The sequence below is a fragment of the Candidatus Brocadiaceae bacterium genome, assembly GCA_012728835.1.
Classification (GTDB): Bacteria; Planctomycetota; Brocadiia; order SM23-32; family SM23-32; genus JAAYEJ01.
On sequence record JAAYEJ010000019.1, the window covers coordinates 13,465 to 27,392 of the forward strand.

Sequence of the window (13,928 nt, forward strand, 5' to 3'; positions counted from 1 at the left end):
GCATGGTGACCGCGATGAGACCCCTGGACTGCCCGACGCCATGCGGGCTCATACGGCTGCACGTGTGGAACACCCGGCTGGTGCGTGCGGAACTGCTGGACGGCCCGGCGCCCCCCGGGGAGCAGGGCCCGCCGCCGCCGGCCGCCGGGCTTCGGGCCGCGCGGCGCTTCGCCGACGCCCTGGGCCGCGCCTTCGCCGGGGAACCCGCGGGGGTGGCCCTGGAGGACCTGGAGCACGGGGCCTGCGGCCCCTTTGCGTTGCGGGTCTATACGGAGCTGATGGCGGTCGGCTTCGGACAACTGGTGACCTACGGCGAGCTGGCCGCACGGGCCGGCCGCCCGCGCGCGGCGCGGGCCGTGGGGCAGGTCCTGAAGCGCAACCCGTGGCCGATCTTCGTGCCCTGCCACCGCGTGGTGGCCGCCGGCCGCCGCCTGGGCGGCTTCGGCGCAGGCCGCCAATGGAAGGCCCGTCTGCTGGCCCACGAGGGCTGGTCGGTCGCAGGCGGCCGAGTGAAGGAGACATACCAGTGAGCCCACGCGAGCCCAGGACCGGCGTCTACGCCGGCAGTTTCGATCCCCCGACCTGCGGCCACATGTTCATGATCGAGAAGGGCGCGGCCCTGTTCGATCGCCTGATCGTGGCCGTCGGCGTCAACCCGAACAAGAAGTGCACCTTCGCGCTGGCCGATCGGCTGGCCATGCTCCGCGAGTGCACGGCGGACTGCGCCAACGTGGAGATCGACAGTTTCGAGGGGCGGTTCCTCGTGCACTATGCGGCAGCCCGCCAGGCCAACTACATCCTGCGCGGCGTGCGCAGCGAGGAGGACTACCGGTTCGAGCACGCCATGCGCAACGTCAACGCGGACCTGGAACCGGGCCTGACCACCGTGCTGCTGATTCCGCCCCGGGAGATCTGCGAGATCAGCAGCAGCTTCCTGAAGGGGCTGGTCGGCTTCGAGGGCTGGGAGCGCATCGTTCGACCGTACGTGCCGGAGCCCGTGTACCGGCGGCTGCTGACCAGCGACATCCGCTGGGGCGCCCACCGGATGGGGCCGGAGGGCGGCGGCGACTGAGGGCGCCCCCCGCGGCCTCAGGGGAACAGGTCGGGCAGCAGGGCCCGGTTGTGCTCCATCAGGACGTCCATCGTCTCGTTGACGGCCGAGCGCGTCATGACGTCCTCGGCGATCCGGCGGGCCTGCTCGTAGCTGACGCTGCAGACGATCTTCTTCAGCTCCGGCACGATGATGGGCGGGGCTACGCTCAGGTGGTCCAGACCCAGGCCCAGCAGCAGCATGGTGTAGACGACCTCGCTGGCCATCTCGCCGCAGAGGCCGACCTCGATGCCCTTCCGGTGCGCCGCCTCGACCGTCATCCGGATCAGTTTCAGCACGGCGGGATGGTGCGGGCAGTACATGTCCGCCACGTGCTCGTTCGCGCGATCGATGGCGATGGTGTACTGGATCAGGTCGTTCGTGCCGATGCTGAAGAAGTCCACGTGCTCGGCCAGCATGGAGGCGCAGACGGCGGCGCTCGGCACCTCGACCATGATGCCCACCTTCATGGCCCGGTCGTAGTCGCGCCCGTCGCGGTCGAACTGCTCCTGGAGTTCGCCCAGCACCCGCTTGACCTTCAGGAGCTCCTCCAGGCCGGAGATGAGCGGGAACATGACCCGCACCTCACCATGGGCGCTGGCCCGCAGGACGGCGCTGAGCTGCTCGCGCAGAACCTCCGGGTGGTCCAGGCAGTAGCGCACGGACCGGCGGCCGAGCGAGGGATTCCGCTCCGGGGCGATGTCGTTGACGTCGGGGAACTTGTCGGCGCCCAGGTCGACCGTCCGGATCACGAGCGGCCGGCCGTCCAACTGGCGGATCGTCTCCATGTAGGCGGCGAAGTGCTCCTCCTCGGTCGGGCGCCGGTCGGTGCCGCTGTAGAGGAACTCGGTGCGGTAGAGGCCGATTCCCTCGGCCCCATGCTCGCAGGCCCGGGCGACCTCCCGGGGGAACTCGATGTTGGCCATCACGCTGAACTTGCGGCCGTCGGTGGTCACCGCGCGCCGGCCCCGAAGCTGCTCCAGCAGGGTCATGTCGGCCCGCACGGCCTCGGAGCGGCGTTCCCTGTAGAACTGCAGGGTCGCCTCGTCGGGGTCCACGATGACGGTGCCGAGCACGCCGTCGACGATGACCGTGTCGCCGCCGCCGACATCGCCCGTGAGCGACCCCAGGCCGACCACGGCCGGGATGCCCAGCGCCCGCGCGATGATGGCCGTGTGGCCGGTGGGCCCGCCGCCGTCGATGGCGATGCCCTTGACCATGTCCGGGTCGACCGAGGCGGTCTGGCTCGGGCTCAGGTCATGGGCCACCAGGATGATCTCGCTGCGCAGGGAGGCGAGTTCCTCGCGCTGGGCGCCCAGCAGGCTGTGCAGCAGACGGCGCTCGAGGTCGTCCAGATCGGCGACCTTCGCGAGCAGAAAGGAATCCTGCTGGAACACGCTCCGCCACTGGCGCATGGTGCGCGAGACGGCGAACTCGGCGGTGTACCTGTCCTTGCGGATGCGGTCGATGAACTCGTTCCGGAAGTAGTCGTCGCGCAGGGCGGCCGCATGGGCGCTGAAGATCTCGGCGATGGTGGCCCCCGCCTTGTCGGAGACCTGCCGGACCAGCCGGTCGAGTTCCTCCAGGGCACTGTCCATGGCCTTCTGGAGGCGGCGGACCTCCTCGTCCTGGCGGCCCTCGGCGATGAAGTGCTCCGGGATGCGCACGCCCTCCGCCTCGAGCAGGAAGACGGGACCGATGGCGATGCCCGGGCTGACAGGTATCCCCCTGTGGGTCTGCATGCTCAGGTCACCTTCCGGCCTCGCTCGGCCATCCGATCCTCGATGTAGAAACACGAGGCCACCAGGTCTTCCAGAACGGCCTGTGCCTGTTCGGAGTCCGGCCCACGGATCTCGAAGGTGGGGGTGGACACCGGGGTGAGCGGCAGAGAGGCCAGGCTCTCCGCCTGCTTGGCGTCGGCAGTCCGATCGTCCAGCCGCACACGGATCTCGCTGTCGAAGCACGAGGCGAGCCGATGGAGACGCTCCACGTGCCGGTCCGCAGCGAGACGCTCCTGCATGTAGTCCTCGACGAAGAACCCGTCCTGGGCCAGGTACTTCAACGCAGCCACACACTGGCGGGCGTCGGCGCCGCACGCCTTGATCGTCAGGGTATCGCCGCTGCGGCCGCCCAGGCTCACCAGGTTGATGACGCTGGTGCCGGGAACCGTCCGCCCGCGCACGCTGACGGTCACGTCGGCCCGGAACATGCGTGCAAGCTGCGCGAACCGCTGCACGGGCCGCACATGGAACCCCATCGGGTTCTCGATGCCGACCCTGGCACAATGCTCGTTATTCTCGCTCATCGTCGCTCGCTCGGGGCATGCCGGAAGTCGCAGGTGAGGTCGCTCAGGAGGCCATCTCGCGGATCAGGTCCAGGACCTCCTGGCCGCTCTTGGCCACACCGACGAACCGCCGGAAGTCGTCGTCCTGCACCAGCCGGGTAATCTGCTGCATCAGTGCCAGGTACTCGGCCGCAGCGCCCGACGGAGCCAGGACGAGGAAGACCTCATGCACCGGAGCGCCGTCCAGGGCCCGAAACTCGATGCCGTCTTCGCTGTGACCGAAGGCAACCACGATCCGGTCCAGATTGTCCACACGCGCGTGCGGTACGGCCACCCCCTTGCCGATGGCGGTGCTGCCGAGGCGTTCGCGGTCCAGAACGGCTTCCAGCGAGGAATCCACGATGTTGGGGCGCAGGGCATTCGACTGCACCAGCTCATCCAGCATCACACGCAACGCATCGTCCCGTTTGCGCGGTTCGAGCGCCATACACAACGCGCCCCGGGCCAGACATTCGGCCAAATCCATCGGCTGACTCCATACCAGGTAAAAACCGGTCCTGCTCGCCGGGGTGCCAGGCACGCCCGACCGGAGCGTCCTGCCCGCCGGGCAGGCCCGCCCGTGCGGCTCACTACTCCTTCTGGCCCTCCCTCGCACGGCCGCGCACCAGCTTGTCGTGCTGGCGCACGAGCTGCCGCTCCATCTTCGCAAATGCTTCGTCTATCGAATGATACATGTCGTGACTGCTGGCCTGCGCCACCAGGTCCGCCCGGCCGATTCGCGCCGCAATCTCGACCACCTGCGTGCCCGAGTCCGCCGTCAGCGTCACGTCGATGTGCTGGGTCTTCTCTGCGAACGGAGGAAGCTTGGCGATCTGCTCCCGGATGTGCCTGTCCATCTGTTCCGTTACCGTCAGATGCCTTCCGGAAATCTGGATCTGCACGTCTGGACCTCCCTTCCCGTAGAAGGCTCACCGGACGGACCGCATCGGCCCCTCCCGATGACGCACACACGAACCGGGGGACGGCGGCGGATGCCAACCCATACGCGACCAGACGCCCCATGTCCGGCACGCACCGGCGCGCACGCGGAACCCACCCTGCAGCGGCGCCTCCGGACGCACCCGGGCGCACTGCCGAAGCCCGACGCCGTGTTCTCTGTCATCCGGACCGCCTCCGGGGGCATCCGCACACTCCCACGGTACGCTCCCTATGCGCAGATTGTAGCCCGCCACCGCCTGACCGTCAAGAAACCGCGGCCCTTCCCCCCCGCTCAAGAAGCGCCCCCGGCCCCCCCATGCGATGGATAGGTGCCCCGCGCCAGAAAGACCCGCCGCGGCGTGGCCGCAACACCCCGTTGCGCCGCCGCCAGCGACTCCGAATCCGCCCGCGCCCGCCCCACGCCGACCAGTTCCCCCTTTAACGTCATCAACGCCACCGCCTCGCCCGCCAGGAAGTCGTCGAATCCGCACACCCCCGGGACGGCCAGCGGCACCCCGCAGCAGACGGCGTCGACGGCCCCGTCGTCCATGCTCAACCGCGGCAGGACGCGGCAGACGACCTCGTCGACCGGATGCACGAGCGACCGCAGCGGCGCCTCATCGCCGGCACGGGCCTGCGCGACCGCCCGCTCGACCTGCTCGTGCTTCACGGCCTCGTGCAGCCCGAACGGGCCGGCCTGCGTGCGCCGGAGCGCGGCCATGTGCGCGCCGGTGCCCAGGGCCTGTCCCAGATCGTGCACGAGCGTGCGCACGTAGGTGCCGCCCTGGCAGCGGACGGCGAACACGACGCGCCGGCCGGCACGCTCGGTGACGGTGAACGCGCGCACGGCCCGCTCGCGCGGCACCCGCCTGACCCGGCTTCGCCGGGGCGGCCTCTGCACGATCACCCCGCAGAGCCCGTCCATGGCGGCGGCCAGTTCACCGTCCGGCACGTCGCCGTGCAACTGCATGGCGCCCTCATATGCCTTGTCGCACCCCAGCAGCACCGCGGCGGCGGGCGTCGCCTCGTCCAGCAGGACGGGCAGAACGCCCGTGACGCCCGGGTCGAGCGTGCCGCCATGGCCCACCCGCGTGCCGCCCAGCGCCTGGCGCACGCGGTCGGCGGCGCGGCGGGAGGTGCAGCCGGGCGGCTTGTCCAGAACCACCACGCCGCGCCTCAGGTAGTCCGGCAGGGCCCGCTCCCGGGGCGCGCACCCATGGCGCGGGTCGCTCGTGCATTCGCACCGGACGTGGAACGCCATGGCCGATCGCCCCTCTTGTCGGAAAGGCAGACGCCCCGGCGAAGCACGGCGGCCGCTACACGCGCTCCAGCGCATAGCGGCGACTGCCCAGGCCGATCGCTTCGCCGTGCGCGAACTGCGCCGTGTACTGCGCGCCCGGCCAGACCTCTTCGAGCAGGTCCCTGCCCGCCGCCCCGTTGATCAGGTCGACGGCCGCCTGGTCGATCGCCACCGGATCGGTCGAGGCCAGCACGCCCAGGTCCGGGCAGACCTTCTCGCCCTTCGTGCCCATGCAGTTGCAGTGCCGGGTGACCCGGTGGAGGAAGGTGACGAAGCCGACGTGGTCCCGCTTGTCGCCCAGGATGCCGTAGGCATACTCCGCCATCTTCTCGTTGAACGTCGCGGCGGGCGCATTCCAGTCGAAGTCGATCGCGCCCACGGGGCAGACCGAGACGCACTCTCCGCAGCCGATGCAGCGGCCCTCGTCGATGTGGGCCGCCTGGCCGACCATGATGGCGTCCTCGGGGCACCACTGGGCGCACGTGCCGCAGGCGATGCAGTCAGCCGCCTGCACCTCCGGCCGCCCCTGGGAGTGCTGACGCAGCTTGCCCGCCCGGCTGGCCAGCCCCATCGCCACGTTCTTGATGGCGCCGCCGATGCCGCTGAGCACGTGACCGGTGAAGTGCGAGACGATGATGGCCGCCGGAATCAGCGTGAAGTCGCCCGCCACGGCCACCGTCTCGCAGTGCCGCAGGTTCACGGGCCGCTCCACGTGCAGGTTGCCGCGCAGGCCGTCCAGGAAGATCAACGGGCAGCCCATCGCCTCGGGGCCGAACCCGTGCTCCACGGCCAGGTTGAAGTGGTCGACGGCGTTGTGCCTCTGGCCGCGATACAGCGTGGACGTCTCGACCAGGCAGGGCCGCCCGCACGCACGCTTGACCTCCTCCACGACAACGCGCACGCAGGCCGGCGACACGAAGCTGTCGTTGCCCCGCTCGCCGAAGTGCGTCTTCACGGCCGTGATGGCGCCCTCCGGGACCACCGCGCCCAGCCCGGCCGCCGCAAAGACCTCCCGCGTGCGGCGGCAGACGGTGCCCTCATCGGCCCCGTCCTCGAACGGAGCGAACCACACCGTGCTCCCCATACGACATCCCCCTCGTTTGAACGCTCTGAGAACCCGACGCGGCGTCTCCGCCCGAAGCCGCGCACGAGCATGGTGCCAGGAGCGGGACTCGAACCCGCACGGGCTTGGAGTGCCCATCGGTTTTTGAAACCGACGCGTATGCCTATTCCGCCATCCTGGCACGGTCCGCTGACCGCGGCCCCCCGGGGAGAACCCGGCGGCACCGGGTACCCAACTTACCCCAGGCCGGCCCGGAAGGCAAGCTCCCGAACGCCGCCGGCGGATCAGCCGGGGGGTTCCGGCGTGCGGTCCATGGAAGCCGCCCCGGGCTCCTCGACGGCCGCCGAGGACAGCACCGGCCCGTGCAGCCAGCGGTGCGGCCCCCCGGCCGCCGGGGCCTCGTCGGTCTCGAAGACCAGCCCGATAGGACCGACCTCGACGACGTCGCCCGGGCTGAGCGGTGCGGACTGAACAGGCTCGCCGTTGACCTTCGTACCCCACCGGCTGTTCAGGTCGTGGATGACGAAGCCGTCCTCGGTCTGCTCGACGACCGCGTGCGAGGAGGAGACGTGCTGGTTGGTGATGCACAGGACGTTCTCCGGGCTGCGCCCGATCGTCGTGCGCCCATCCAGCAGTTCGAACACGAACCCGCGCGGCAGACCGACCGCGGCCACGAAGCGCCCGCGCCGCCGGCGGGGTGCCTCCGCGATCTGCCGCAGGTTGACGTCGCGCTGGGGGAAGGGAATGGTAATCGCGTGCCGCCTGAACGCGTACCATATCTCCTTGCGCAGCTCGCTATCGGTGGCCTCCGCAGCGGCGTAGTCGTCGATGTAGGCCCGCAGTTCGTAGATCAGCGCGGAATCCGCATAGTCCACGAAGTGCACGCCTGGGGCCGGGCTCTTCAGGACGCTGCCGACGCGTGCGGCCGCCTCCGTCAGCGCCCCGACGGCCAGCCCCGGCGGGACCTCATAGGCCACTCCCACCCGGACCTTGCGCAGATGCAGCGACGTGGGCCGCGTGTGGTTCAGAACGCGCTCCCGGATGATCACGCTGTTCGGGACCTCGACGTGATCGTTCTGGCGGGTCAGGATCTTCGTGACCCGCCAGCTCACCTCGGTCACCGCCCCCTCGACATCCTGAATCCGGATCCAGTCGCCGACCTGGAAGGGCCGCTCGGTGCTCAGAACGACGCCCGCCAGCACGTTGTGGAGCGAGTCCTGCACGGCCAGCCCGACGACGATCGACAGGGCGCCGGACGTGACGAAGACCGGCGTCAGGTCGAGGCCGGGAAACGCCCACTTGATCAGGAGGAAGAACCCCAGGAACGCGCAGACCAGCACGGCCAGCTTGCGTATCAGCGGCGGCACACCGCCGCGCGTCCGCTGCGCCCCGTCCGGCAACGCCGCACGCGCCACGGCCACCAGCACCGACACGAACGCCGAAAAGGACGCCATGAACTGGGTGAGCCCCAGCAGCAGCCCGCCGCCCCGCAACGGCGTGGAGTGAACCGCCACCCAGGCCCCCACGCTCAGAACCGTCAGCACGGGCAGCAGCCAGATGTACCCGCGGACCATCCGCGCCCGCAGCATCAGGCGGGTGACCAGCACGGCGCCCAGCGCGACCAGGACGAACGTCAGCGCCGCCATGAGCCCGTCGTGCGACACCGCAGCGCTCGACAGCCGGCCCCGGCCGACCAGCCGCAGCAGCAGGGCCGGCACCACGCTCAGGAGCACGATCAGCACCGCGGCCGCCGGAGGGTCCAGCCGCCGCACCACCGGTTCCGACCGACGCCGACGCCGCTGGGGCCGTCTCAGCCGTAACAGGGCCCGCTTCAGCTCGTCCACGCTGCGGTAACGGTCCCCCGCCGATTCGGCCAGGCACCGGCTGATGACGGCATCCATTGCGATGGGGACGTCATCCCGGACCATGCTCGGAGGCTTGAAGTGCCCGACCGGTGCCGTGGCGGTCAGCATCTCGTACAGGATGACGCCCAGGGAGTAGACCTCCGACTGCGCCGAGGCCCTGTGGGCATCCAGTTGGAGCTCGGGGGCCATGTAGTGGAAAGCCTCCGCCGAGCGCATGTCCCACATCATGGTGCCGGCGCCGACGCCCTCGGTCCGGAACGCGGCGATGGCGAAGTCGGAGATCCTGGCCCGGCCGGTCGCCGCATCCAGGAGGATGTTCGAGGGCTTCAGGTTGCCGTGCACCACGCCCTCGGCGTGGGCGCAGGCGAGGGCGTCGCAGACCTGGAGCGCGCAGTCCATCACGTCGGCGGGCGGCATCGGCCCCGCCCCCATGGCCGTCGCGAGGCTCTGACCGTCCACATGCTCCATGACGGCGTAGAACGCGTCGCCGTCCCGGCCGCAGTCGATCACGGGGACGATGCCGGGATGCTTCAGCCGCGCCGCCACACCGACCTCGCGTTCGAAGCGCGCGAACGCCTCCGGGCCGCCGGCGAAGCGCTCCGCGAAGACCTTGACGGCCACCACCCGGTCGCGCGGGGGCTGCACCGCACGGAACACCTCGCCCGTGCTCCCCTCGCCAATCCGCTCCACGATCCGATACGGCCCCACCATCCGCGCCCCATCGCTGGGCATATGCCGCCTCCGGCAGACTGGGAACGTACGCCGGGCGACGTCGTCCGGCCTGCAGCGCACCGGCCGAAAGTCTACTGCGCGCACCCCGTGCGGTCAATGCGGCAGAAGCCCCAAACGGAACCAGCCGGAACGGACCCGGTCCGTCCGGCTGGCTCGCTTCCCGGCCGCCCTCCGGCCTCCGACGGCGGGAGGGCGCTGAGTCGGGGTCGCCCGAAGCCTCAGGCATTCGGCAGTTCGACCGCGCGGCCGCCTTCGGCCATGCTGGTCTCGGCGGCCTCCAGGAAGGCCATCACCTCCACCGTCTCCTCGATGTCGATCGGCGCCCGGCCGGTCTGGAAGAACGGCATGACCTTCTCGATCAGGCCCGCGTAGGCCGGGGGCTCGGAGGCCTGGACACTGTGGACCGCGCCGTCCTTGGTGAACAACGTGCAGCCGAACTGCCACGCGCCGAGGCGCAGGCCGCGCACGGTCCCGATGCGACCGTCTTCCCAGAGCCCGACCATCAGGTCGGCGTCGTCGGTGTGGAAGGCCTGCACGCTCCGGCAGCCTGCACCCAGGTAGGCGTAGAGCACGTCGGCGCTGTGCACGCCGTACCAGTAGTAGGGGGGGTAATCGTCCAGGATGGCCATCGGGCCGAAGACCTCCGCCGAGCCGACCTTCTGATCCGCCCCGACCAGGCCGGCGACACCCTTCGCGTAGCGGATGGCCGAGCACGACATGACCGGCGCGCCGCGCTCGGCGGCCAGGCGGGCGATGGCGCGGGAGTCGGCCGTCGAGCAGGCCAGCGGCTTGTCGATGAACACCGGCTTGCCGGCCCGGGAGATCACGTCGAACTGCTCCAGGTGCTGGCGGCCGTCGACGCTGTGCAGGAGCACGGCATCGACGTCCTTGCAGAGCGCCTCGATCGAGTCGTAGATCCTGACCTTGTGCTCGTCGCGGTAGGCGTCCGTGTATTTGCCCACCCGGCTGCGGCTCAGTTCCACCTGCTGGCTGCCCCCCGGGAACGCACCGATGATGCGCCCGCCGGGCACGTGGTACTTCTGGTCATCGTAGTTGATGAGCTTGATGAACGCCTCGACGTGCGAGGTGTCCAGTCCGACCACACCGATCTTCAGGTCCGCCATTGTCCACTCCTTGGTCTGCCCACAGGCGCGAAACCACCCAGAACACGCACAACATACATACTCCGGCGCACAAGGGCAACGTCAGCCGCCGGATTGGCCGGCTCAGTCCGCCCGGCGTGCGGCCCCCAGGGCACCGGCAAACCGGACGATGACGCTGTACACCTCCGAGCGGGCGGTTATGTACAGCGTGCGGCCCTCCGGCCCGCCGAACACCAGGTTGGCGGGGCGCTCCGGCAGCGCGATCGTCTCGAGAGGCCGGCCCTCGGAGTCGAACACGACGATGCCGTCGGCCCCGGCCACGTAGACGTTGCCGCGCACGTCCACCTTGAGTCCGTCGGGCCGCAGCCCGCCCGAGGGCTCCGTGCGGGCGAACACGCGCCCGTCGGCCAGCGTGCCATCCGCGCGCACGTCAAACGCCCGAAGCCACCCCCTGTCCGTGTCGGCGACGTAGAGCACCGTCTCGTCGGGCGAGAACGCCAGGCCGTTCGGCTTGACGAAGTCGTCTGCCAGCAGCGTGATCGCGCCGTCCGTCCCGACGCGGTAGACGCCGGCGAACGGCAGTTCGCGGTCCTCGGGCCGCACGCCGTACGGCGGGTCGGTGAAGTAGACGGCGCCGTCGGAGCGGACCACCAGGTCGTTCGGGCTGTTGAGCCGCTTGCCCTGGTAGTGGGTGGCCAGCGGCGTCACCGTGCCGTCGGGCTCCGTGCGCGAGACGCGCCGGTTCGCGTGCTCGCAGGCGAGCAGCCGCCCGCCGCCGTCGAAGACCAGTCCGTTCGCCTGCCCGCTGGGACGCCGGAAGACCTCCGGCCCCGCGTCCCTGAGCGCGTAGATCGTGTCGGCCGGAATGTCGCTGAACACCAGGTAGCCGTCCGGGTGTACGGCCGGCCCCTCGGTGAACCGAAGGCCCGTCGCCGCCACGGCGACCTCGGAGGACTGAAGCCGCCCGGACCCGGCGCCCGCCACGCCCAGAAGCACCGCCAGAACCGCCATCGCCGCCACGTAGCCCATCCCCGTCCTCCTTCTGCAGCCGCCGGCCCAGGCTCTGTCTGGGAATCCCTCCGGCTCCGGCCGGCCACGAACCCTCAGACAGAGCCTAAAGCGAGGCCAGCCAGCCGCCGTCGACGTAAAGGACCTGTCCGTTCACGAACGACGAAGCGTCGGACGCCAGGAACACGGCCGCGCCGATCAACTCGGCCGGTTCCCCCCAGCGGCGCATGGGCGTGCGCCCGCGCACCCAGGAGTCGAACGACTCGTCCTCGCAGAGCGAACGCGTCATCTCGGTGCGGAAGTAGCCGGGCCCGATGGCATTGACCTGCACATTGTGCGGACCCCACTCGACGGCCAGCGCGCGCGTGAGCATCTTCACCGCCCCCTTGCTGGCGGCGTAGGGGACAACGCCCGGCCGACCGCCCTCGCTCATGAGGGACGCGATGTTGATGACCTTGCCGGCCCCGCGGGCGACCATGCGCCGGCCGGCCGCCCGGCAGACGTGGAAGACGCCGTGCAGGTTCACGGCCATCAGCTCGTGCCACCGGCCGGTGGCGAAGTCGGCGAGGAGCCCGCGCAGGTTGACGCCGGCGTTGTTGACCAGGACGTCGACCGGCCCCGCGTCCCGTTCGATGGCGGCGACGGCCTCCTCCACCTCCTCCTCGACCGTCACGTCGAACACGGCGGCGCGGGCGCGCAGCCCCTCGCGTTGGATCCCTTCGACCGCCTCGCGGACCGCGTCGGACCGGCGCCCGTTGACGACCACCTCCGCACCGGCCCGCGCCAGGCCGTCCGCCAGCACGCGCCCCAGCCCCCGCGAGGAACCCGTGATCAGCGCCCGCCTGCCCGTCAGGTCGAAGAGGTCCACGCGCGGCTCCCGTCCGGAGGGCTGTTCACCTCGCGGCCGCGCGCACCCGGCTGCGGCGGTCCGCCCGCCATTCTATGCCCGGGCCGCAGGGCGTTCAAGCCGGCACAGGGCGGTTCGGGAACGCCCCGGCCCCGGTCCGCGGGCACGGTGCGCACTTCCCAGGAAGAGGCCGATGGCGGCCGCTCACCCGGGGCCGGCCGGCCCGCCCGGCAGGATTTCCGCACAAACCTCGCCGGCCGCCCGGCGCCCGCCGCAGCCCGCGCAGGGCCTCTGGACGCCACACAGAGCGTCCACAGCCCCCGGACGGCAGCCCGGAGGACGTTCCCGGCGCATCGCACAAAGCGCACTGGAGAGACTTGACTTTGACCGCAGGAGGTCTATAATCTACGGCAACTGCGGATACTACTGTGCTCTCGGGCAGACAACAACTCGCCGAGGAGGGTCAGATGAGCGCCGTCACGAAGACGTTGGTCGTCCTGGTGTTCGTGTTCAGCCTTACGTTCGCCGTCACGCAGGTGATGCTCTACAACAAACGCACGAACTACAGCGAGGCCTACCGGAACGCGGACACGGCCCTCCGCACCGCCCAGGCGGGGCAGACCAAGGCCGAGGCCGAACTCAAGGAGACCCGTGAACTCCTTGAGACGTCCAAGGCCCGTCTCGAGTCCGAGAACGAACGGCTGCTGGGCGAGAAGCGCGACGCCGACGTTCAGGTCAAGGAGTTGCGGCAGCTCACCGGCGAGATGAACACAACGATCCAGACGCGCGACGGGCGCATCACGGCCCTCGAAGGCGACATCGCGACCCGCGACGCCAGCATCAAGCAGTTGCACGAGACCGTCGCGCAGCGCGATGCCGCCATCCAGGCCAACCTGGCGCGGATCGCCGAGCTGGACGCGACCGTGGCCGCACGCGACGCCACGATCGGGCAACTGGAGCATGACCTGACCCAGACCAAGATCACCCTGCAGGAGACGTCCGCCAGCGAGGAGCAGTTGCTGGCCATGATCCAGGAACTGAGACGTCGCAACGTGGCGATCCCGCCGATCTCACTGCCCATCGTCAACGGCCGCGTCGTCCGCGTCGATCCCGACTACATGATCGCCGTGGTGGACAAGGGGAAGGACGCCGGCGTGAAGCCGAACACGACGTTCACCCTGTACCGCGACGACCAGTACCTGGCACGCCTGATCATCCAGGAGGTGCAGAAGGACGCATCGGTCGGCCAGATCCAGTTGATCGCCGAGGGCATGACCATCCGGGAAGGCGATCGGGCCACCACGCAGATCCCGTGAACGGCCGCCTTTTCTTTGGCAACTGAAGGGCGCCTCCAACCATGGACAGCAAACTCATCCAGGGCCTCCTGCTCGCCGCCTGCCTGCTCCTCGTCTTCGCCTCCCTGGCGACCTGGTACGAAACGACCAAGTACACGGGTGAGCTCCGCCCCGTGACGGCCGCATCGAGCCGCCGAGCGCCCGAGGCGCCTGAGGCGCCCGAGGCGGAGGAGTCCGAGGGCGACGCGAGTTCGGAGGAAGCACCCGCCGCGTAGCCGGTCGAGTGAGGGCCCGCATCCGCCCCGTGCCCCCGCCCGACGGATGGGAGCCCGGTGGACGCGTGGCGCGCTCTGGACCGAGCGC

General features: G+C 70.3%; 14 protein-coding genes and 1 tRNA gene. 4 read left to right on the forward strand and 11 right to left on the reverse strand.

Annotated elements, in window-relative coordinates; translation table 11 throughout:
* The first annotated feature begins 14 nt into the window (after positions 1–14).
* Positions 15–530 (forward strand): methylated-DNA--[protein]-cysteine S-methyltransferase, encoded by a 516-nt coding sequence (locus GXY85_02895; protein ID NLW49777.1) that lies wholly within the window; start codon positions 15–17, stop codon positions 528–530.
* Positions 458–1,072: a pantetheine-phosphate adenylyltransferase gene (coaD, locus tag GXY85_02900; protein ID NLW49778.1), complete on the forward strand. Its 615-nt coding sequence runs from the start codon at positions 458–460 to the stop codon at positions 1,070–1,072. Before GXY85_02895 ends, coaD begins: the two co-directional genes overlap by 73 nt.
* Positions 1,073–1,089: 17 nt before the next feature.
* Here the strand turns inward: coaD and ptsP are convergent, their stop codons facing one another.
* The 11 genes from ptsP to GXY85_02955 all read right to left on the reverse strand — a co-directional run bounded on the left by ptsP (position 1,090) and on the right by GXY85_02955 (position 12,291).
* The gene (gene ptsP / locus GXY85_02905) at positions 1,090–2,832 is read right to left on the reverse strand and encodes a phosphoenolpyruvate--protein phosphotransferase (GenBank protein NLW49779.1); all 1,743 of its coding nucleotides are present in this window, start codon (positions 2,830–2,832) and stop codon (positions 1,090–1,092) included.
* Between the two features lie 2 nt (positions 2,833–2,834).
* The gene (locus GXY85_02910; GenBank protein ID NLW49780.1) at positions 2,835–3,395 is read right to left on the reverse strand and encodes an HPr family phosphocarrier protein; all 561 of its coding nucleotides are present in this window, start codon (positions 3,393–3,395) and stop codon (positions 2,835–2,837) included.
* A gap of 43 nt (positions 3,396–3,438) precedes the next feature.
* Positions 3,439–3,900, reverse strand: coding sequence for a PTS sugar transporter subunit IIA (locus tag GXY85_02915; protein NLW49781.1), 462 nt, complete (start codon positions 3,898–3,900; stop codon positions 3,439–3,441).
* Between the two features lie 103 nt (positions 3,901–4,003).
* Complete coding sequence (raiA, locus tag GXY85_02920; GenBank protein NLW49782.1) at positions 4,004–4,315, reverse strand: ribosome-associated translation inhibitor RaiA; 312 nt, start codon at positions 4,313–4,315, stop codon at positions 4,004–4,006.
* 329 nt (positions 4,316–4,644) lie between these two features.
* Positions 4,645–5,613: an RNA-guided pseudouridylation complex pseudouridine synthase subunit Cbf5 gene (locus GXY85_02925; protein NLW49783.1), complete on the reverse strand. Its 969-nt coding sequence runs from the start codon at positions 5,611–5,613 to the stop codon at positions 4,645–4,647.
* Positions 5,614–5,668: 55 nt separating this feature from the next.
* Complete coding sequence (locus GXY85_02930) at positions 5,669–6,736, reverse strand: DUF362 domain-containing protein (GenBank protein ID NLW49784.1); 1,068 nt, start codon at positions 6,734–6,736, stop codon at positions 5,669–5,671.
* 70 nt (positions 6,737–6,806) lie between these two features.
* A tRNA-Leu gene (locus tag GXY85_02935) sits at positions 6,807–6,896 on the reverse strand.
* Positions 6,897–6,999: 103 nt separating this feature from the next.
* Positions 7,000–9,312 carry a mechanosensitive ion channel gene (locus tag GXY85_02940; protein ID NLW49785.1) on the reverse strand — a complete coding sequence of 771 codons (2,313 nt, stop codon included), beginning with the start codon at positions 9,310–9,312 and terminating at the stop codon, positions 7,000–7,002.
* Between the two features lie 218 nt (positions 9,313–9,530).
* Entirely contained in the window at positions 9,531–10,436 is a 906-nt protein-coding gene (locus GXY85_02945; protein ID NLW49786.1) for a Gfo/Idh/MocA family oxidoreductase, read from the reverse strand.
* A 102-nt stretch (positions 10,437–10,538) separates the two neighbouring features.
* On the reverse strand, positions 10,539–11,426 hold the full coding sequence (locus tag GXY85_02950; GenBank protein ID NLW49787.1) for an SMP-30/gluconolactonase/LRE family protein: 888 nt from the start codon (positions 11,424–11,426) through the stop codon (positions 10,539–10,541).
* A 103-nt stretch (positions 11,427–11,529) separates the two neighbouring features.
* Entirely contained in the window at positions 11,530–12,291 is a 762-nt protein-coding gene (locus GXY85_02955) for an SDR family oxidoreductase (protein NLW49788.1), read from the reverse strand.
* 446 nt (positions 12,292–12,737) lie between these two features.
* Here GXY85_02955 and GXY85_02960 point away from each other — a divergent pair, with 446 nt between their 5' ends.
* Both GXY85_02960 and GXY85_02965 read left to right on the forward strand, forming a co-directional pair.
* Positions 12,738–13,586 carry a hypothetical protein gene (locus GXY85_02960; GenBank protein ID NLW49789.1) on the forward strand — a complete coding sequence of 283 codons (849 nt, stop codon included), beginning with the start codon at positions 12,738–12,740 and terminating at the stop codon, positions 13,584–13,586.
* Positions 13,587–13,627: 41 nt separating this feature from the next.
* Positions 13,628–13,840 carry a hypothetical protein gene (locus GXY85_02965; protein NLW49790.1) on the forward strand — a complete coding sequence of 71 codons (213 nt, stop codon included), beginning with the start codon at positions 13,628–13,630 and terminating at the stop codon, positions 13,838–13,840.
* Positions 13,841–13,928: the final 88 nt, after the last annotated feature.